This window comes from Helicobacter pylori, from assembly GCF_003636935.1.
GTDB lineage: Bacteria > Campylobacterota > Campylobacteria > Campylobacterales > Helicobacteraceae > Helicobacter > Helicobacter pylori_CH.
The window spans coordinates 63,667-81,665 of the sequence record NZ_MVVH01000001.1 but is presented as its reverse complement, the minus strand read 5'-3'; the positions used below and the strand labels follow the sequence as shown (position 1 = coordinate 81,665).

At 39.6% G+C, this 17,999-nt stretch carries 21 protein-coding genes, 5 tRNA genes and 1 pseudogene; 17 read left to right on the top strand and 10 right to left on the bottom strand.

The genetic code is table 11. The annotated features are described in order from the left end of the window. The first annotated feature begins 405 nt into the window (after positions 1-405). The 5 genes from EAL87_RS00430 (at position 406) to EAL87_RS00410 (ending at position 923) form a co-directional block, all read left to right on the top strand. A tRNA-Lys gene (locus EAL87_RS00430) sits at positions 406-481 on the top strand. Between the two features lie 10 nt (positions 482-491). Further along, positions 492-566: transfer RNA gene (locus EAL87_RS00425), tRNA-Glu, on the top strand. 31 nt (positions 567-597) lie between these two features. Then, positions 598-673 (top strand) — tRNA-Val (locus EAL87_RS00420). 40 nt (positions 674-713) lie between these two features. Continuing rightward, positions 714-790: transfer RNA gene (locus tag EAL87_RS00415), tRNA-Asp, on the top strand. A gap of 57 nt (positions 791-847) precedes the next feature. Beyond that, positions 848-923, top strand: a tRNA-Glu gene (locus EAL87_RS00410). Between the two features lie 13 nt (positions 924-936). Here the strand turns inward: EAL87_RS00410 and panC are convergent. Both panC and pyrF read right to left on the bottom strand, forming a co-directional pair. Further along, positions 937-1,767, bottom strand: a complete 831-nt coding sequence (panC, locus tag EAL87_RS00405) for a pantoate--beta-alanine ligase (protein ID WP_120912529.1) — start codon at positions 1,765-1,767, stop codon at positions 937-939. Further along, a complete protein-coding gene (pyrF, locus tag EAL87_RS00400) occupies positions 1,768-2,451 on the bottom strand; it encodes an orotidine-5'-phosphate decarboxylase (protein WP_097552328.1) in 684 nt (227 codons plus the stop codon). Between the two features lie 121 nt (positions 2,452-2,572). Between pyrF and EAL87_RS00395 the strand changes: the two genes are divergently transcribed. From EAL87_RS00395 to EAL87_RS08010, 8 genes and pseudogenes are all read left to right on the top strand, one after another. Then, positions 2,573-3,238: a carbonic anhydrase gene (locus EAL87_RS00395; protein ID WP_120912528.1), complete on the top strand. Its 666-nt coding sequence runs from the start codon at positions 2,573-2,575 to the stop codon at positions 3,236-3,238. Then, positions 3,225-4,055, top strand: coding sequence for a 3-deoxy-8-phosphooctulonate synthase (gene kdsA / locus EAL87_RS00390; protein WP_120912527.1), 831 nt, complete (start codon positions 3,225-3,227; stop codon positions 4,053-4,055). The genes EAL87_RS00395 and kdsA overlap by 14 nt, the downstream gene beginning before the upstream one ends. Positions 4,056-4,064: 9 nt before the next feature. Beyond that, positions 4,065-4,535 carry a 6,7-dimethyl-8-ribityllumazine synthase gene (gene ribH, locus EAL87_RS00385; protein ID WP_120912526.1) on the top strand — a complete coding sequence of 157 codons (471 nt, stop codon included), beginning with the start codon at positions 4,065-4,067 and terminating at the stop codon, positions 4,533-4,535. A 1-nt stretch (position 4,536) separates the two neighbouring features. After that, positions 4,537-4,953 (top strand): transcription antitermination factor NusB, encoded by a 417-nt coding sequence (nusB, locus tag EAL87_RS00380; protein ID WP_000235749.1) that lies wholly within the window; start codon positions 4,537-4,539, stop codon positions 4,951-4,953. A gap of 171 nt (positions 4,954-5,124) precedes the next feature. Beyond that, on the top strand, positions 5,125-5,868 hold the full coding sequence (locus tag EAL87_RS00375) for a YaaW family protein (RefSeq protein WP_120912525.1): 744 nt from the start codon (positions 5,125-5,127) through the stop codon (positions 5,866-5,868). 258 nt (positions 5,869-6,126) lie between these two features. Continuing rightward, positions 6,127-6,888: a YaaW family protein gene (locus EAL87_RS00370; RefSeq protein WP_120912524.1), complete on the top strand. Its 762-nt coding sequence runs from the start codon at positions 6,127-6,129 to the stop codon at positions 6,886-6,888. An 84-nt stretch (positions 6,889-6,972) separates the two neighbouring features. Further along, the gene (locus EAL87_RS08015) at positions 6,973-7,113 is read left to right on the top strand and encodes a hypothetical protein (RefSeq protein ID WP_000071308.1); all 141 of its coding nucleotides are present in this window, start codon (positions 6,973-6,975) and stop codon (positions 7,111-7,113) included. A gap of 404 nt (positions 7,114-7,517) precedes the next feature. After that, positions 7,518-8,429: pseudogene (locus EAL87_RS08010) on the top strand (YaaW family protein). Positions 8,430-8,451: 22 nt separating this feature from the next. Here EAL87_RS08010 and flgG read toward each other — a convergent pair. From flgG to pdxJ, 4 genes are all read right to left on the bottom strand, one after another. Further along, positions 8,452-9,240 carry a flagellar basal-body rod protein FlgG gene (gene flgG, locus EAL87_RS00350; protein ID WP_120912521.1) on the bottom strand — a complete coding sequence of 263 codons (789 nt, stop codon included), beginning with the start codon at positions 9,238-9,240 and terminating at the stop codon, positions 8,452-8,454. A gap of 183 nt (positions 9,241-9,423) precedes the next feature. Beyond that, positions 9,424-10,446 (bottom strand): tRNA (adenosine(37)-N6)-threonylcarbamoyltransferase complex transferase subunit TsaD, encoded by a 1,023-nt coding sequence (gene tsaD / locus EAL87_RS00345; protein ID WP_120912520.1) that lies wholly within the window; start codon positions 10,444-10,446, stop codon positions 9,424-9,426. A 64-nt stretch (positions 10,447-10,510) separates the two neighbouring features. Beyond that, a complete protein-coding gene (gene pdxA, locus EAL87_RS00340) occupies positions 10,511-11,434 on the bottom strand; it encodes a 4-hydroxythreonine-4-phosphate dehydrogenase (RefSeq protein ID WP_120912519.1) in 924 nt (307 codons plus the stop codon). A 1-nt stretch (position 11,435) separates the two neighbouring features. Then, the gene (gene pdxJ / locus EAL87_RS00335) at positions 11,436-12,224 is read right to left on the bottom strand and encodes a pyridoxine 5'-phosphate synthase (protein WP_120912518.1); all 789 of its coding nucleotides are present in this window, start codon (positions 12,222-12,224) and stop codon (positions 11,436-11,438) included. A 132-nt stretch (positions 12,225-12,356) separates the two neighbouring features. On the opposite strand from pdxJ, the gene wecA reads away from it, so the two are divergent. Genes wecA through EAL87_RS00320 form a run of 3 tightly spaced genes read left to right on the top strand, consistent with a single transcriptional unit; the run spans position 12,357 to position 14,401 of the window. Then, the gene (gene wecA, locus EAL87_RS00330) at positions 12,357-13,367 is read left to right on the top strand and encodes an undecaprenylphosphate N-acetylglucosaminyl transferase WecA (RefSeq protein ID WP_120912517.1); all 1,011 of its coding nucleotides are present in this window, start codon (positions 12,357-12,359) and stop codon (positions 13,365-13,367) included. Then, positions 13,364-13,960, top strand: a complete 597-nt coding sequence (gene lpxF, locus EAL87_RS00325; protein WP_120912516.1) for a lipid A 4'-phosphatase — start codon at positions 13,364-13,366, stop codon at positions 13,958-13,960. Before wecA ends, lpxF begins: the two co-directional genes overlap by 4 nt. 9 nt (positions 13,961-13,969) lie before the next feature. Further along, positions 13,970-14,401 (top strand): hypothetical protein, encoded by a 432-nt coding sequence (locus EAL87_RS00320; protein ID WP_120912515.1) that lies wholly within the window; start codon positions 13,970-13,972, stop codon positions 14,399-14,401. Between the two features lie 185 nt (positions 14,402-14,586). Here EAL87_RS00320 and metI read toward each other — a convergent pair whose 3' ends face one another. The 4 genes from metI to ribE are packed head-to-tail and all read right to left on the bottom strand — an operon-like array spanning position 14,587 to position 17,134. Next, positions 14,587-15,234, bottom strand: a complete 648-nt coding sequence (gene metI / locus EAL87_RS00315; RefSeq protein ID WP_120912514.1) for a methionine ABC transporter permease — start codon at positions 15,232-15,234, stop codon at positions 14,587-14,589. Position 15,235: 1 nt separating this feature from the next. Then, the gene (locus EAL87_RS00310; protein ID WP_120912513.1) at positions 15,236-16,219 is read right to left on the bottom strand and encodes a methionine ABC transporter ATP-binding protein; all 984 of its coding nucleotides are present in this window, start codon (positions 16,217-16,219) and stop codon (positions 15,236-15,238) included. 21 nt (positions 16,220-16,240) lie between these two features. Continuing rightward, positions 16,241-16,513 carry a FlhB-like flagellar biosynthesis protein gene (locus EAL87_RS00305; RefSeq protein ID WP_120840847.1) on the bottom strand — a complete coding sequence of 91 codons (273 nt, stop codon included), beginning with the start codon at positions 16,511-16,513 and terminating at the stop codon, positions 16,241-16,243. Then, positions 16,514-17,134, bottom strand: a complete 621-nt coding sequence (gene ribE, locus EAL87_RS00300) for a riboflavin synthase (protein ID WP_120912512.1) — start codon at positions 17,132-17,134, stop codon at positions 16,514-16,516. 74 nt (positions 17,135-17,208) lie between these two features. Between ribE and EAL87_RS00295 the strand changes: the two genes are divergently transcribed. Continuing rightward, positions 17,209-17,973: a TatD family hydrolase gene (locus EAL87_RS00295; protein WP_120912511.1), complete on the top strand. Its 765-nt coding sequence runs from the start codon at positions 17,209-17,211 to the stop codon at positions 17,971-17,973. Positions 17,974-17,999 lie beyond the last annotated feature (26 nt).

The following is a 17,999-nucleotide window of genomic DNA, read 5'->3' as shown; positions in this document are numbered from 1 at the left end:
CTTTTGGGGGTCAAGCGTAAAATTTACCCCTATCCCTTTAAGAAAATAAAATAAAAGAAAATGCGTTTTACAACAAAATAAGATCTAAAACAATAAAACAAAACCCCATTTTTTAACAATGAAATTTTTTAAACAAAAAAGCATTAAATCCTAATAAGATTGATGAGCGCTTGGGAGAAACAAAACTTTTTAAAACCCCCAAAATAACAAAATGACCAACAAAAACGCCGTTTATTTTGAGACAATTCCATTAAGTGCAACCAAAGTTTTAAGCGTAATATTTGCTACTAATGGCATTTTAAAGAGCGTTTATTTCTAATTTCTATAAAAAGAGCGGTATTTTTCAATTCTTTTTGATTATTCTTGACAAGCGTTAAAAAAAATTGTATCATTATCTTTTTGTGAGACCCGTTAGCTCAGCTGGTAGAGCAATTCCCTTTTAAGGAATGGGCCGTTGGTTCAAATCCAACACGGGTCACCATGAGCATCGTGGCTCCTTCATCTAGTGGTTAGGATACCACCCTTTCACGGTGGTTACAGGGGTTCAAATCCCCTAGGAGTCACCACTCTTTTAGTTGGATTTTATCTCAATATTTTGGTCGCTTAGCTCAGTTGGTAGAGCGCTACCCTTACAAGGTAGATGTCATAAGTTCGAGTCTTATAGCGACCACCATGACTAAAGCATGCATTTTTAGGCTATGGGGTTTGGATAGGGAGCGGTAGTTCAGCTGGTTAGAATATCTGCCTGTCACGCAGGGGGTCGCGGGTTCGAGTCCCGTCCGCTCCGCCACCAAGCGCTTTTTAAATCATTTTCTACGCTTCAGTATAATAATCAATCGTTAAAAATGACCCTTTCATCTAGTGGCCAAGGATACCACCCTTTCACGGTGGAAACGGAAGTTCAAATCTTTCAAGGGTCGCCACAAAAATTCCAAACTACACCCATAAATTATCTAAAAGCCTGGTTTTACCTGCGCGAGCCGCCACTAAAATGAGCGTGTTAGCTGGCTCTATGGTTGTTAAAGGCTCTAGCTTGTGGTTGCAAAATTCCAAATAATCCACTTCTAAATTTTTTAAAATTTCAAGCCCTAGTTTTTTCAGCTTTTCGCACGCTTTTTCGCCCTTATCTATGGCTTGCTGGATACTTTCTAGAGCTTTTGGAATGGCTAGGGCTTGTTTTCTTTCTCTTGCACTCAAATACACATTCCTAGAGCTTAAAGCCAAATTATCGCTATCGCGCGCAATCTCGCATGGCGCTATTTCAATGTCTAAAAGCAAATCTTTAACTAAATGCTGGATGATTAAAAGCTGTTGGGCGTCTTTTTTGCCAAAATACGCTCTGGTAGGATTAACAAGATGGAACAATTTTAACACAACCTGAACCACCCCATCAAAATGCCCTTTACGCATGGCTCCCTCTAAAGAATGGGATAAAAATGTAGGGGCGTAGAGTTTCAGGCGTTGCTCTATTTCATAGGGATACATTTCGCTCATTTCAGGCGTAAATACCGCATTAACGCCTAATGTTTCACACAAAGCCAAATCCTTTTCTAAAGGGCGTGGGTAAGCGCTAAAATCTTCGTTAGCCCCAAATTGCGTGGGGTTGACAAAAACGCTTACAATCGTGTGGGGATTTTCTTTCAAACTCCTTTCTATCAAGCTTTGATGCCCTTTGTGTAAAGCCCCCATAGTCGGCACAAACCCCACGCTTTCTTTCAAACTTTTACGATACTCTCTTAAAGCAGCAATCGTTTCTAACACATGCATTCAACAATCCTTTAAAAGCTCTAAAACCACTTCTCTAGGCTCTTTAGCCTGATAAATGGGGCGGCCCACCACGATAAAATCGCTCAAATTTTGCTTAGCCTCTTTAGCGTTCGCCACTCTTTCTTGATCTTCTTTATCGTTTTTATCCAGCCTTATGCCAGGGGTTAAAGTCAAAAAGCCTTGACCTAAAGCCTCTTTAATCGCTAAACTTTCAAACACCGAACACACCACCCCATCAATCCCGCTCTCTTTGCCCATAGCGCTCAATTTTATCGCTTGAGTTTTTAAAGGGGCGTTATACACCATCAAAAATTCCTCTTCGCTAAAGCTGGTTAAAGCGCTCACGCCCATGATTAAGGGGCGTTTTTTAAGAGCGTTCAGGCGTTGCATTAAAATGGTTAGCGCGCTTTTAGCGCTGCTTAAATGCACGGTGAGCATGTCAATTTCTAATTTCGCGCATTCTAGTGCGGCATTTGCCATCGTATAGGGAATATCATAGAGCTTCAAATCCAAAAAAATCTTAAAATTTTCATCAATCTTTCTGATTTCATCTAAAAAAACAGCCCCGTCTCTTATAAATGATCTAAGCCCCACCTTAGCCCATAAATCTAAGCCCTTCAATTCTTGCAATAAAGAAAGATTGTCCTCTTTTTTTTCTAAATCCAATGCGACACATAATTGCATGAAAGCCCTTTAAAGTGTAAAATAACGCCATTATAACAAAAAGAAATGCAAGATTTTTAGCTATGATAAGCGTTTTAAAATGAAAACCAAGTTTAAGAAAATGAGATTTAAGGGTTAAAGAGTGAAAGCGTTTTTAGGAGCGTTAGAATTTCAAGAGAATGAATATGAAGAGCTTAAAGAGCTTTATGAGAGCTTAAAAACCAAGCAAAAGCCCCACACTTTGTTTATTTCTTGCGTGGATTCACGAGTCGTACCTAATTTAATCACCGGCACCAAACCGGGCGAATTGTATGTGATCCGCAACATGGGCAATGTGATCCCCCCTAAAACAAGCTATAAAGAGTCCCTTTCTACTATTGCGAGCATTGAATACGCTATTGCGCATGTGGGGATTCAAAACTTAATCATTTGCGGGCATAGTAATTGCGGGGCTTGCGGGAGCGTTCATTTAATTAATGATGAAACCACCAAAGCTAAAACCCCTTACATTGCAGACTGGATACAATTTTTAGAGCCTATTAAAGAAGAATTAAAAGACCACCCGCAATTCAGCAACCATTCCGCCAAGCGCTCATGGCTTACGGAGCGTTTGAACGTGTGCTTGCAACTCAACAACCTCTTAAGCTATGATTTCATCCAAGAAAGAGTGATGAATAACGAATTAAAAATTTTTGGTTGGCACTACATTATAGAAACAGGCAGGATTTATAATTATAATTTTGAAAGCCATTTTTTTGAGCCGATTGAAGAAACCATTAAACAAAGGAAAAGTCATGAAAACTTCTAACACAAAAACCCCTAAATCCGTTTTAATCGCCGGGCCATGCGTCATTGAGAGCTTAGAAAATCTAAGAAGTATCGCTATTAAATTGCAACCCCTAGCCAACAACGAGCGGTTGGATTTTTATTTTAAAGCGAGTTTTGATAAGGCTAACCGCACGAGTTTAGAGAGTTACAGAGGGCCTGGCTTAGAAAAAGGCTTAGAAATGTTACAAATTATCAAAGAGGAATTTGGCTATAAAATTTTAACCGATGTGCATGAGAGCTATCAAGCAAGCGTGGCAGCCAAAGTAGCGGATATTTTACAGATCCCGGCGTTTTTGTGCCGCCAAACGGATCTGATTGTAGAAGTGAGCCAAACTAACGCTATTATTAACATCAAAAAGGGGCAATTCATGAACCCAAAAGACATGCAATATTCCGTCTTAAAAGCCCTTAAAACAAGAGATAAGAATATTCAAAACCCCACTTATGAAACAGCGTTAAAAAATGGCGTGTGGCTGTGTGAAAGGGGGAGCAGCTTTGGGTATGGGAATTTAGTGGTGGATATGTGCTCTTTAAAGATCATGCGAGAGTTTGCCCCTGTGATTTTTGACGCTACTCATAGCGTGCAAATGCCAGGGGGAGCGAATGGGAAAAGTTCAGGAGACAGCTCTTTTGCCCCTATTTTAGCCAGAGCAGCGGCTGCGGTGGGGATTGATGGGTTGTTCGCTGAAACGCACATTGATCCTAAAAACGCCCTAAGCGATGGGGCGAACATGCTCAAACCTGACGAGCTAGAACGCTTAGTAACCGACATGTTAAAAATCCAAAATTTATTTTAAAGGAATTTCATGCGAATCATAGAAGGGAAATTGCAATTACAAGGGAATGAAAAAGTCGCTATTTTAACCTCGCGCTTCAATCATATCATCACAGACAGATTAAAAGAAGGGGCGATGGATTGCTTTAAAAGGCATGGGGGCGATGAGGAACTTTTAGATCTCGTGCTGGTGCCTGGGGCTTATGAATTGCCTTTGATTTTAGACAAATTGTTAGAGAGCGAAAAATACGATGGTGTGTGCGTTTTAGGAGCCATTATTAGAGGGGGGACTCCGCATTTTGACTACGTGAGTGCGGAAGCGACTAAGGGTATTGCAAACGCAATGTTAAAATACAGCATGCCGGTAAGCTTTGGCGTGCTGACCACAGACAATATTGAACAAGCGATTGAAAGAGCGGGCAGTAAAGCCGGCAATAAGGGCTTTGAAGCGATGAACACCCTCATTGAATTATTGAGCTTGTGCCAAACTCTCAAGGGTTAAAATGGCGACACGAACTCAAGCCAGGGGGGCTGTGGTTGAATTGTTGTATGCGTTTGAGAGCGGTAATGAAGAAATTAAAAAAATCGCTTCCAGCATGTTAGAAGAAAAAAAGATTAAAAACAACCAACTCGCTTTCGCTTTAAGCCTTTTTAATGGCGTGTTGGAAAGAATCAATGAAATTGATGCTCTCATTGAACCGCATTTAAAAGACTGGGATTTCAAGCGATTAGGGAGCATGGAAAAGGCGATTTTACGCTTAGGAGCGTATGAAATTGGCTTCACACCCACACAAAACCCTATCATCATCAATGAATGCATAGAGCTTGGCAAACTTTATGCTGAGCCTAACACCCCTAAATTTTTAAACGCTATCTTGGATTCTTTAAGCAAAAAGCTCGCTCAAAAACCCTTGAATTGAGGGCGTTTTATACTTAAATTTTAAAAAATGATGCTATAATCACTAATCACTAATCACTAATCACTAATCACTAATCACTAATCACTAATCACTAATCACTAATCACTAATCACTAAAAAAGGGGGTTGGTGGGATTTGAGTGAGCGGTAGAAATCAAATTAAAGGAATAATATGGCATACAAATACGATAGCGACTTGGAATTTTTAAAGCAATTAAGCTCTAATGATTTGAAAGATTTGTTTGATGTGCTTGTTTATGACAAAGATGGCGAAAAAAGATTTACTGAAGGATTAACGCTTTCAGAAGAACACAAAAGACATGGCAATGATTACGCTAAATACGCAGAAAGAATCACTGAAGAGTTACAGCATTATGGGGCTAATAGCTTTGCGAGTGCGTTGAGAGGTACAGGGGTTTTATACAGAGAAATTTTGTGTGAAGTGTGCAATAAATTAAAAGTCAATTACAACAAAAAGTCTGACACAACCTTGATTGAAGAAAACATGCTTTCTAGCATTTTACAAAAAAGTTTGGAAAAAATGAGCGATGAGGAGATTAGAGAGCTTTGCGATGAATTAGGAGTGAAAAACACTAATAAATTAGGCAAGCAAGCCCTAAGCACAGCTGCTTTAACGCTGTTTAGAATGGGGGGTTTCAAATCCTATCAATTAGCTTTAATTGTTGCAAATGCCGTGATAAAGGCGATTTTTCAAAGAGGGTTGTCTCTAGGGGCAAATGCCGCTCTTACAAGAGGGCTAAGCATTTTAACAGGTCCTGTTGGCTGGATCATTACGGGCGTATGGACAGCGATTGATATTGCAGGACCGGCTTATAGGGTAACCATACCGGCATGCATTTTGGTTACCACTTTACGCCTAAAAGCGCAAGCAAACGAAATTAAAAATCTTCTTTAACGCTTTTTAAACCCTTTTTAAAAAACACAACATAAACTTAGACGCTATAAAGTGTCTGGGTTTTATTTTTAACGTTTAAAGAATTGATGCTTTAAAGCATGAAATCTATAAAGAGCGTTGGGCTTTTAGCCTTTTTAGAATATTAAGTGTAGTTTTAGACAAATGATATTAAAATCAGTAACCACTTTAGAAAAACAGCGATGGAGCGCGAAAAGTCGTTTGTTTTTAATAAGTGATAAAACAATATAAAGGAATAATATGGCATACAAATATGATAGAGATTTGGAATTTTTAAAGCAATTGGAATCTGGTGATTTATTGGATTTGTTCGAGGTGCTTGTTTTTGGTAAAGACGGCGAAAAAAGACACAATGAAAAACTGACCAGCTCCATAGAATACAAAAGGCATGGCGATGATTACGCTAAATACGCAGAAAGAATCGCTGAAGAGTTGCAATACTATGGGAGCAATAGTTTTGCGAGCTTTATTAAAGGCGAAGGGGTTTTATACAAAGAGATTTTGTGCGATGTGTGCGATAAATTAAAGGTCAATTACAGCAAGAAATCAGAGACAACTTTAATTGAACAAAACATGCTTTCTAAAATCTTAGAAAGAAGTTTAGAAGAAATGGACGATGAAGAAGTCAAAGAAATGTGCGATGAATTGTCCATAAAAAACACCGACAATTTAAACAGACAAGCCTTAAGCGCAGCGACTTTAACGCTGTTTAAAATGGGAGGCTTTAAATCTTATCAACTAGCAGTCATTGTTGCGAATGCGGTCGCAAAAACCATTCTAGGGCGTGGTTTATCGCTTGCAGGTGATCAAGTGCTTACAAGAACTCTGAACTTTTTAACAGGTCCTGTTGGCTGGATCATTACGGGCGTATGGACAGCGATTGATATTGCAGGACCGGCTTATAGGGTAACCATACCGGCATGCATTGTGGTTGCTACCTTACGCTTAAAAACGCAACAAGCCAGTGAAGATAAAAAGTCGTTGCAAATAGAATCCGTTTAAGCTTTTTTTTAGGGAAAAAGGTATAAAATGGAGACCTAGGTGCGAAAACGCATCTAGTTTTTATTTTAATTTAAGGGAGACAAAATGAGTAACAGTTGCAACAATCAAAACCACAACCAAAAAGGTGATGCTAAAAATCAAAACAACGAAAGTTGTCAAAAAAATAGCCAAAACCAAGCCAATCAATGCAACGCTAACCACGAACATAAAAACGACAAAAAATAAGGGTTAGAGAGAGTTAAAAGGAGGGGGTTTCTCGTGTTTAAAAATCAAAATAGCGGTTTGTTCGATTAGCCTTACTTAAAGAAAAAAAAGAAAAAATCAATAGTTTCCTACTTTCAAATCAGATTTATCTTATCCAAAATGATAAGCGTGTGAAAATATTTTAATTATTATAGTTATCATCATTCTTTGGTTGTATAAGTTGTATAATCAATAAAGTTCATTAGCATCTGTAGCGCTATTTTTATGTGCAGTTAGCGGGTGTGCTTGAGCCTTTTTAGGGCGTTAAACATGATTTTAAAAAATGATACTATAATCACTAATCACTAAAAAGGGGTTTGGTAGGATTTGAGCGAGCGGTAGAAATAAATTAAAGGAATTGCACGGCATACAAATACGATAGCGATTTGGAATTTTTAAAGCGATTAAGCTCTAGCGATTTGAAAGATTTGTTTGAGGTGCTTGTTTATGATGAAGATGGCGCACTAAGAATGAATGAAGAATTGACAAGTTCAACAGAATACAAAACATATGGTAGCGATTACGCCAAATACCCCAGAAGGATCGCTGAAGAATTGCAGTGTTATGGGGGCAATACTTTTATTAATTTTTTTTAGAAACGAAGGGGTCTTATACAAAGAGATTTTGTGCGATGTGTGCGATCATTTAAAGGTTAATTACCATGAAAAATCTGAAACTTCTTTGATTGAGAAAAACATGCTTTCTAAACTCTTGAAACATAGTTTAGAACGAATGAGTAAAAAAGATCTTGAAGAACTCTGCCATGAATTGGGCATGACAAATATTGATAAAGTGGTTGCTGAAAACAAACAAGTCCTAATCGCATCTATTTTAACGCTGTTTCAAGCGGGGGACTCTCATTCTTATGCGTTGGCTATAAGTGTTGCAGATGCAATGGTCAAAAAACTCTAGGGCATGGTTTATCATCTGTGGTGGGTAAAGTAGCGCTTAAAAAACTTTGGGCGTTTTAGCTGGGCCTATTGGTTGGGTCATTACGGGTGCGTTAGTGAGCGTCAATCTTGCAGGGCCGGCTTATAGGGTAATCGTTCCTGCATGCGTTTTGGTTGCTACTTTACGCCTAAAATTGAAAGCGGAACAAGAAGAAAAAACAGAAAGCGGAACAAGAAGCAAATAAAACTAAAAAAATGTGGTATCTGGATATTGCTTTTTGTATTCTCATTGGTCTAGCTGTTTTAGCTGTTTTTTACATCAAAGGAAAACGCCATTCAAGCAATGACCCAAGCAATAACCCAAAAAGCGGTGTTGAAAACCTTAAAAACCCTAGCCACAAAAATTAAAGAATGGCAACAACCGCTCCAATTAGCGTTTGAGGGAATTGACCGTTTGGAGCATGGCATCAGCGGTTTGAATGCTTTTAGAATTGGCTTCATAAGCCCTTTGAGCGGTGATTAAATCCGTCATTTCTTCTACCAACCTCACGTTGCTAAGCTCCAAAAAGCCTTGCCTTAACTTGCCTAAGCCTTGAGAATCCGGGTTTCCCACAATCGCATCGCCACTAGCGTTGGTGATTGAAAACAAATTATCCCCCATAGAATGAAGCCCCGCCGGGTTGACAAAATTAGCTAGCGTGATCTGCCCGATCACATTAGAAGTCGTTTGCAAGCCTTGAGTCACGCTCACCGTGCCATCCACACCGATGTTTACTTGCGTGGTGTCTTCAGGCAAAGTGATTTGAGGGGTCAAAAGATAGCCCTCGCTTGTTACAAGATTGCCCTGCTCGTCTAGCTTGAAATTCCCGCTTCTTGTGTAAGCGGTGGTGCCATCAGGCAACTGGACTTGAAAAAAGCCTTTACCCGTGATGGCGACATCTAAATTATTTTCCGTTTCTTTAGGGCTACCTTGCGAAAACATTTTAGTGATCGCGCTAGGGCGCACGCCTAAGCCCACTTCCATGCCATCTGGCGATAAAGTCGTGTTGCTTGTGTTGGTGCCAGCGTATTGCATCGCTTGGTAAAACAAGTCGTTAAAATCCGTGCGAGATTTTTTAAACCCAGTGGTATTGACATTGGCGATATTGTTTGAAGTGGTGTCAATGTGCGTTTGTTGGGCGAGCATCCCTGAAGTGGCGCTATAGAGAGAACGGAGCATTTTTTCCCTTTAAACTAAAACTTAACAACCTAGAATTATAACCAAAATAAGATTAAATTTGACTAAACTTAAAACGCGCTTTTTTAACACCCTCTTTTTAAGCTCTTGCCTCAAAATAACCGATACTTGACGCTATTGATGGATTTTAGGGCGTTTGATTATGCGCTTTCTTTTTGTATCCATTCACTCAAAACTTTTCAACAGTGTTCTTGGCGAAATGTTGGCCTTCTCTAAAGGGACAAAGCGCTTTTTTTGATACGCTTCTAGGCTTGATCGCCCTATCATGGCGGCATTATCGCTGCAAAATTCTAAAGGGGCTAAAACAAGCTTGCAATCAAACTCAGCGCACAAATTTTCAAACGCCTTTCTTAAGGCTAAATTTTGGCTCGCTCCCCCCACAATGCCAAAAATTTTAGGGCGTTTGGTTTTAAAATAGCGTTTGGTTTGCTGGATTAAATGCTCAATCGCTGCGCTTTGGAAATGATAGCTAATCTTTTGTTTGATTTTTTCATTCAAATTGGGGGCGTTTTTTTCAACCTCCAAACGCACCGCATTTTTTAAACCTGAAAAACTAAAAGCCAGATTCGGGCTGTTTTTTAAAGGGATAGAAAACATTAAAGGCTCGTTTGGGTGTGCGTAATCAAGGGCTAATTTTTCCACTATGGGGCCTCCTGGATAGCCTAGATTTAGCATTTTAGAAACCTTATCAAAACTCTCTCCAAAGCTATCGTCTAAACTTGCGGCAACGATTTTAATGTCTTCATAATCTCTAGCCTCTAAAATCAAAGAGTGCCCCCCAGAGACTAAGAGCACGCTTAAAGGCATGCAGGTTTGTTTTTCATTGATAAAGAGCGAATACACATGCCCTCTCAGATGATCTTCTAAAATTAAGGGTAAATTCAAAGACAAACTCAAGGCTTTCGCCATCATCAAACCTTCTATTAAAGTAACGCTCAAACCTGGCTGATTAGTGATAGCGATGGCTTTAATTTTAGAAAAATCCTTATTCAAACTTATTTTAATGCGTTCCAATAAGAGCGGCAAATTCTCAGCATGCAAGCGCGATGCAAGCTCAGGCACAACGCCCCCATAAGAGCTGTGGTGCTTTTCTTGAGAGATTTTAAAATGAGCGATAAGTTGAGCGTCCTCTATTCTTGTAAGGGCTAAAGAGCTGTCATCACAAGAACTTTCAATGCTTAAAATCATTATCTTTATCTTTGGGCGGTGTTTTTGCTTGAATTATACCTTGTTGGCTTGTGTTTTAAAATCTTTAAGCCAAATATTTAATCGCATTCAAATAGCTTTTGTTGCTCGCTTTGTTTTGATAAGCAATGTCAAACGCTGTGCCGTGGTCGGTGGAGGTGCGTAAAATGGGGGCGTTCAAACTCACATTAATGCTTTCATCAAAATAGAGCGCTTTTAAAGGGGCTAGCCCCACATCATGGCTCATGCTCACATAAAAGGGGGTTATCTTTCGTTTATTGGGGGCAAAAGCGCTATCGGCGGGCAGTGGCCCTAAAAAGCATTCAAAACCCAGCGTTTGGTTGCTCTTTTGAATGGCTTTTAAAATCTTTTCATCTTCTTCCCCGAACAAGCCCTCTTCGCCTGCATGGGGGTTAAAGCCACACACTTGAACGATTTTAGCTTGAGTGCTTTTTTGAAACGCTAACAAAAACCGGACCAACGCTTCCACTTGAATGAGTTGGGAAACCGCCCCTAAAGGCACATGGTCGCTAAATAGCCCCACAAAGAGTTTAGAACACCCAAGCATCATGATGATTTGGCGCTCTTTATAGCGTTGTTTTAAAAAATCGGTATGCCCCACAAAAGGGATCTGAGCTTGTTGCCATGCGAGTTTGTTGATAGGCAAAGTGCAAACGCCATCCACTTCTTTATCATCCGCTAACTCGCAAGCCTTTTTAAAACTCTCAAAACTATACGCCCCGCTTTGAGCGCTGACTTTGCCTATCGTGCTAGAGTTTAATAAGGGTAAGGGGGAATCAATAGCGATCGCATTAAGCGTTTTAGTTTCATAAGCGTTAGCAAGCAATTGATTAGCCCGCTCTAAAAGTTTGCCATCAACAAGATACAACGGCTCACAAAGCGCACTCACTTCCTTATGGCTTTTTAAAATCAACTCCAAGCCTACGCCTTGAATATCCCCGCAACTGATCGCAATTTTCTTTTTAGCCATTTTATCGCTTGATGAGTTGCGCCATTTCTAAAATCGCTTTTTCTAAACCCACTAAAACCGCTTTTGAAACCACGCTATGCCCGATATTAAGCTCTCTTAAAGAGGGGATTTTTAACAATTCTTTCACGTTAGAATAATTCAACCCATGCCCCGCACACACCACAATACCCATAAAAAACGCTTCTTTACTCATTCTCCTTAATTGCAAAAAGGCGTTGTGCAATTCTTCTTTCAATTCTTTAGGGCTTTTGTCTTTGAGCGCGCTAATGGCATGGATTTGATTGTTAGCGTTAGAATACAGAGCGTTGTGCAAATTCGCATACACCCCAGTGTGGAACTCCACTTGCTTGACTTGATGCTCTCTTGCAAAATGCAAAGCGTCTTTTAAAGGGTCAATAAACAAAGACACTTCAATGCCTTTATTGTGATACGCTCTAATCACCTCTTCTAAACCCTTTAATGAGCAATCCAATCCCCCCTCTGTCGTAACCTCATTTCTGTTTTCAGGCACGATCGTAACCTTACTCGGCTTATTTTTTAAAGAGCATAAAAAATCAGTGATTTCAGCATTGATAGAGCATTCAATATTAATAGGCAAAGGGCTTATTTCAAGCAACCTTAAAACATCTTCATTTTGAATGTGTCGTTTGTCTTCTCTCAAATGGATAGTGATTAAATCCACTTTATGGGTGTTTTTAGCAATAAATAGCGCTTCTAAAATCTCAGGCTCGTAAGTCTTTCTCACTTCTCTTAAAGTAACAATGTGATCAATATTCAATCCAAAACGCATGGCTATCCTTTATTTTATAATAATGATTTTTGGAATTGTAACACAAAACCTCTCCCTATGTATAAGATTTTATCATCAAGCTATCTTTTGCTATAATACCCAAAATAAAATGCCAATTAAATCCAATAAAAAGTGTTGTGGGTGCTATATTTTTTAACCAGTTTATTTATTTGCTCTTTGATTGTTCTGTGGTCTAAAAAATCCATGCTCTTTGTGGATAACGCTAATAAGATACAAGGCTTTCATCATGCTAGAACCCCACGAGCCGGGGGGCTTGGGATCTTTTTTTCTTTTGCGTTGGCTTGTTTTTTTGAGCCTTTAGAAGCGCCTTTTAAGGGGTTTTTTGTTTTTTTAGGGCTATTATTAGTCTTTTTGAGCGGTTTTTTAGAAGACATTAACCTTTCACTCAGCCCCAAAATACGCCTTATTTTACAAGCCGTAGGGGTCGTTTGCATCATCTCATCAACGCCTTTAGTGGTGAGCGATTTTTCGCCCCTTTTTAGCTTGCCTTATTTTATTGCTTTTTTATTCGCAATCTTTATGCTAGTGGGTATCAGTAACGCTATTAATATTATTGACGGGTTTAACGGGCTGGCATCAGGGATTTGCACGATTACGCTTTTAGTCATCCATTATATAGATTCTAGCAGTTTGTCTTGTTTGTTAGCTTACATGGTGCTTGGGTTTATGGTGTTAAATTTCCCTTTAGGAAAGATTTTTTTAGGCGATGGAGGGGCGTATTTTTTGGGCTTGGTGTGCGGGATTTCCCTTTTACATTTGAGTTTAGAGCAAAAAATCAGCGTCTTTTTTGGGCTCAATTTAATGCTTTATCCGGTCATAGAGGTGCTTTTTAGCATCCTTAGGCGCAAAATAAAACGCCAGAAAGCCACCTTGCCAGATAATTTGCATTTGCACACCCTTTTATTCCAATTCTTGCAACAACGCTCTTTCAATTACCCCAACCCTTTATGCGCGTTTATCCTTATTCTGTGCAACCTGCCTTTTATTTTAATAAGCGTCTTTTTTCGCTTAAACGCTCACGCGCTCATTGTCATTGGCCTGGTCTTTATCGCATGCTATTTAATAGGCTATGCTTATTTGAATAGGCAAGTTTGCGCCTTAGAAAAGCGAGCGTTTCAATGAAAAAGCTCAAAAGTCTTTTTTTGAGCCTACTCTTATGGGTCTATCCTTTAAGGAGTGAGCCGATCAATGAGGGGGCATACATTTTAGAAGAGATTGGCGATGTACTCAGGTTTTTGCCTATTTTTGTCGGCACGGTCAGTTTGGCGATGCGCGATTATAGAGGTTTAGGGGAATTAGCGGTCGGCACATTGGTTACTCAAGGAGTGATTTATGGCCTTAAAGGAGCGTTTAGCATTGCCCATAAAGATGGAGCCAGAGTGGAATTTGCCAAACGCCCATGCTGTAATTCTTGGAGAGGCATGCCAAGCGGGCATGCTGGGGGGGTGTTTAGCGCGGCTGGGTTTGTGTATTACCGCTATGGGTGGAAGCCAGCTCTTCCTGTGATCGCTCTTGCAATCCTTACTGACGCTAGCAGAGTGGTGGCAGGCAAGCACACGATCTTACAAGTTACGATCGGCAGCCTTATCGCATGGGGGTTTGCTTATTTATTCACTTCGCGCTACAAACCTAAACAATGGATGCTCTATCCTGAAATCTCTAGCGATTTTAAGGGCAGTAGCCGCTATGGGGTGAGCTTTTCTTATCAATGGTAAAGGGATAAAGTGCTAAAAAAGTTATTGCTCATTTCGCTGTTTTTAGGGTTTTTAAAAGCGGAAGGCGAACATTATGAAATCATCGTTGAGCTTTCAAAGGCTTTTTTGAAAGCCAAGGAGGCTTTTAGCGCGATCGATAAAACCTATAAAACCTGTATAGAAAGCGGGCATGATCGCACCCAAACACGCCTCCAAAGCGCTTTTTTAGAAAATTTGTCTCAAACAGAACAGCAATTTGATGATTATTTTGAAAAGGATTTTAAAAGCGTGGGAGTTTTAAAAACCTTGCTTAAAGATCTCCAATCGTTAGAAAAAACTTCCAACAAGCTCGCATGCCTTACCCCCAAAAACGCTCAAAATTTTGAAATTTTAGACGGGGCGATAACCCAAATCATAGGTTTAGAGGGGCAAATGGATAAATTTATCAATGGCGTAAAATAAAGCCCATTGTTGCATAGCGATTTAATTGAATGTTGATCACAAAAAGCTTTAACCTAGTTGAGCGATAACCTTTTAAAGCGTTCTTAGAAAGCGGGGTTTTTACCGTAAACAAAGCGTAAGAATCCCCTTTAAAAAGAGTATTAAGGTTTGGCTTTGAATATTCGTATTTGATGAAAACCAAATCCCTAATACTTATGCTTTCTTAGGCGTTTCACCACATAATCCCCTGTGCTTTGAATGATTTGCACTAAAACAATAATCACAACCACCGCATAAAAAAGCACATCGCCCCTATAACTTTGATAGCCAATCCTAATGGCTAAATCCCCCAAGCCCCCGGCCCCTAACGCTCCTGCCATAGCCGAATAGCCTATTAAAGAAATTAAGGTGATGGTGATATTATTCACTAAAGAGGGCAGGCTCTCTAAAAGCATCATTTTAATGACTTCCAAGTGAGACGCTCCCAAGCTTAAAGTGGTTTCAATCTTGCCATGCTCTACTTCCATTAAAGAATTTTCAAAAAGCTTTGCGACAAAAGGAATGGCTGAAATGGCTAGCGGGATAATGCTCGCACTAGATCCAATGCTTGTGCCAATCAAAAAGCGCGATAAAGGCAAGAGCAAAATAATGAGAATGATAAAAGGGAAAGAGCGAGTCATGTTGATAGAAGTGTCTAAAATTTTATGCAAAAAGGGTTTGTTTAACAAATGCCCTTTTTTACTCACTAGCAATAAAACCCCCAAAGGCAAGCCAAAAACAACCGCCAAAAAGCTCGCCACAAACACCATATAAAGCGTTTCTAGCGTGGCTTGAATGAGCATTTGAGAAATCATTTTAATCCTTTAATTTTTCCACTTGTAAGCCTAAAGCGTTTAGATACTCTAAAGCCCTTTGAATCTCTGTAATATTGCCTAAAAACCGCACCACTAAATACCCTATATTTTTAGTCGTAAGCTCTTCAATATTGCCTGAAATGATGCTCACATCTATTTTAAAACGCCTGATCAAATTAGAAATGATCGGCTCGTCTAAATGCTCCCCTAAAAACACGATGCGATAAATGTCTTGCGATTTTTGATCCCCATGCTCGTTTTTGATGCCAAGCAATTCTTTAGTAACGGCATGTTTAGGGTTAGCAAAAATTTCTTCCACTGAGCCTCTTTCCACGATTTCGCCGCCGCTGATCACACACATTTGATTGCACAATTCTTTAACCACTTCAATTTCATGCGTGATGAAAACGACGCTCAAATCAAGCTTTTTTTGAATACCGCTTAAAAGCGTTAAAATAGAATGCGTGGTTTTAGAATCCAATGCGGATGTGGCTTCATCGCAAAGCAACAAATCAGGGCAATTCGCCAAACTCCTAGCGATCGCCACTCGTTGTTTTTGCCCACCGCTTAGCTGTTTAGGATAAAAATGCATTTTATCTTCTAGCCCCACTAATTCCAACAATTCATGCACCCTGGATTGGATCTTATTTTTTTCCCATCGGGCGATTTCTAGAGCGAAAGCGACATTTTCAAACACATTTTTAGCGCTCAATAAATTGAAATGCTGGAAAATCATGCCTATTTTTTGGCGCGCTTTTTGCAATTCTTTAGGCTTTAAGTTTAATAGATTGATTCCATTGACTAAAACTTCGCCAGAACTGGGGCGTTCCAAACAATTGATCAAGCGAATGAGCGTGGATTTCCCCGCCCCTGAATAGCCTATCACGCCTAAAATATCGCCTTTTTTCAATTCCAAATTCACGCCTTTTAGAGCATGGAATCCGTTTTCATAAATCTTTTCAATGTTTTTTAATTCTACTACCATCGTTTTAACTTTACATTCCGATCACTTGGACATTTGCGCGTGATTTTCCACGCTATTGAGCCATAAAAACACTTGCACCACGCTTTCATACAATTCTTCAGGTATCGTGCAGTCTAATTCCACCTTTAAAAGCGAATCCACCAGCATGGGGTTAGAAAAGAGCGCTATATCGTATTCTTTAGCTTTTTGAATGATCCTTTTAGCCACTTCGCCCACACCGCTTGCGATCACTTTTGGGGCATGATCTTGCCCCATGTTATAGGCTAGAGCGGCGGCTTTTATGGTTTTATTCATCTAATACCCTAAAGTCAAAGAATCCGCATCATTCCAAGAGAAATTTTTTTCAAACCCTTTTGTTTTTTTCAAAATAGACGCAACGCTGCGCACTAGCATGTCCGTTTCAATATTCACGCGCCGTTTGAGTTTATAAGTTTTAAAAAGGGTGTTCTCTAAAGTGTAAGGGATAATCGTTAGCCAAAACCCTTTTTCTTCTACTTTGCTTAAAGTCAAACTCACCCCATCAATGGCGATAGAGCCTTGCTCAACGCACAATAAAAGCGTTTCGTTAGAAGCGCTGATGAAAAAATCCACTTGGTTGGCGTTGTGAATGATTTTTTCAATGACCCCGATAGCGTCAATATGCCCTTGCACGAAATGCCCGTCCAAACTCGCATCGGCTCTTAGAGCTGGCTCAATATGAACTAAATCCTTGTAATTTTCTAACGCTACGCTGTTTTGAGTTTTTTGGCTCAATTCCACGCTAAAATGCGTTTTTGAACTTTCTATAGCGGTCAAACATGCCCCATTAATCGCAACGCTATCGCCAAGCTTGGGATTGAGATCGCTCTCTATGCTTAAAATATTGTTTTTAAAACTTTTCACTTTAGCTATTTGATGGATTAGACCGCTGAACATCGTTAATGATTATTTTCCTTATGTTAGAATGCTTAAGTATTGTAACATATTAAATAAAACCACAGGATAAAAGCATGTTTATTGATACGCATTGCCATTTGGATCACAAGGACTATGAAAACGATTTAGAAGAAGTGTTAAAAGAAAGCCTAGAAAAAGGCGTTACTCAATGCGTGATTCCGGGTGCGGACATGAAGGATCTAAATAGAGCGGTAGAAATTAGCGAAAAATTTGAAGGCGTGTTTTTTGCCATAGGCGCCCACCCTTATGATGTGGAAAGCTTTGATGAAAGCCTGTTTGAAAAATTTGTCAGCCATCAAAAATGCGTGGCGATAGGCGAATGCGGACTGGATTACTACCGCTTGCCTGAATTGAATGAAAGAGAAAGTTATAAAAGCAAGCAAAAAGAAATCTTTAAAAAACAGATTGAATTTTCTATCCAACACAACAAACCCTTGATTATCCACATCAGAGAGGCGAGTTTTGATAGTTTGAATCTTTTAAAAAGCTATCCTAAGGCTTTTGGGGTGTTGCATTGCTTTAACGCTGATAATATGCTTTTGGAATTAAGCGATCGTTTTTATTACGGGATAGGAGGGGTTAGCACTTTTAAAAACGCTAAAAGATTGGTAGAAATCCTCCCTAAAATCCCTAAAAACAGGCTTCTTTTAGAAACGGATTCGCCTTATTTGACCCCACACCCTTTTAGAGGCACTAGGAATAGCCCTACCTATATCCCTTTAATCGCTCAAAAAATTGCCGAAATCATCAACATAGAGATTGAAGAGCTCGCTTCTTTAAGTACGCATAACGCTCAAACGCTCTTTAGTTTCCCCTAAAAATAAGGCTGTGTTAGAAAGCGTTA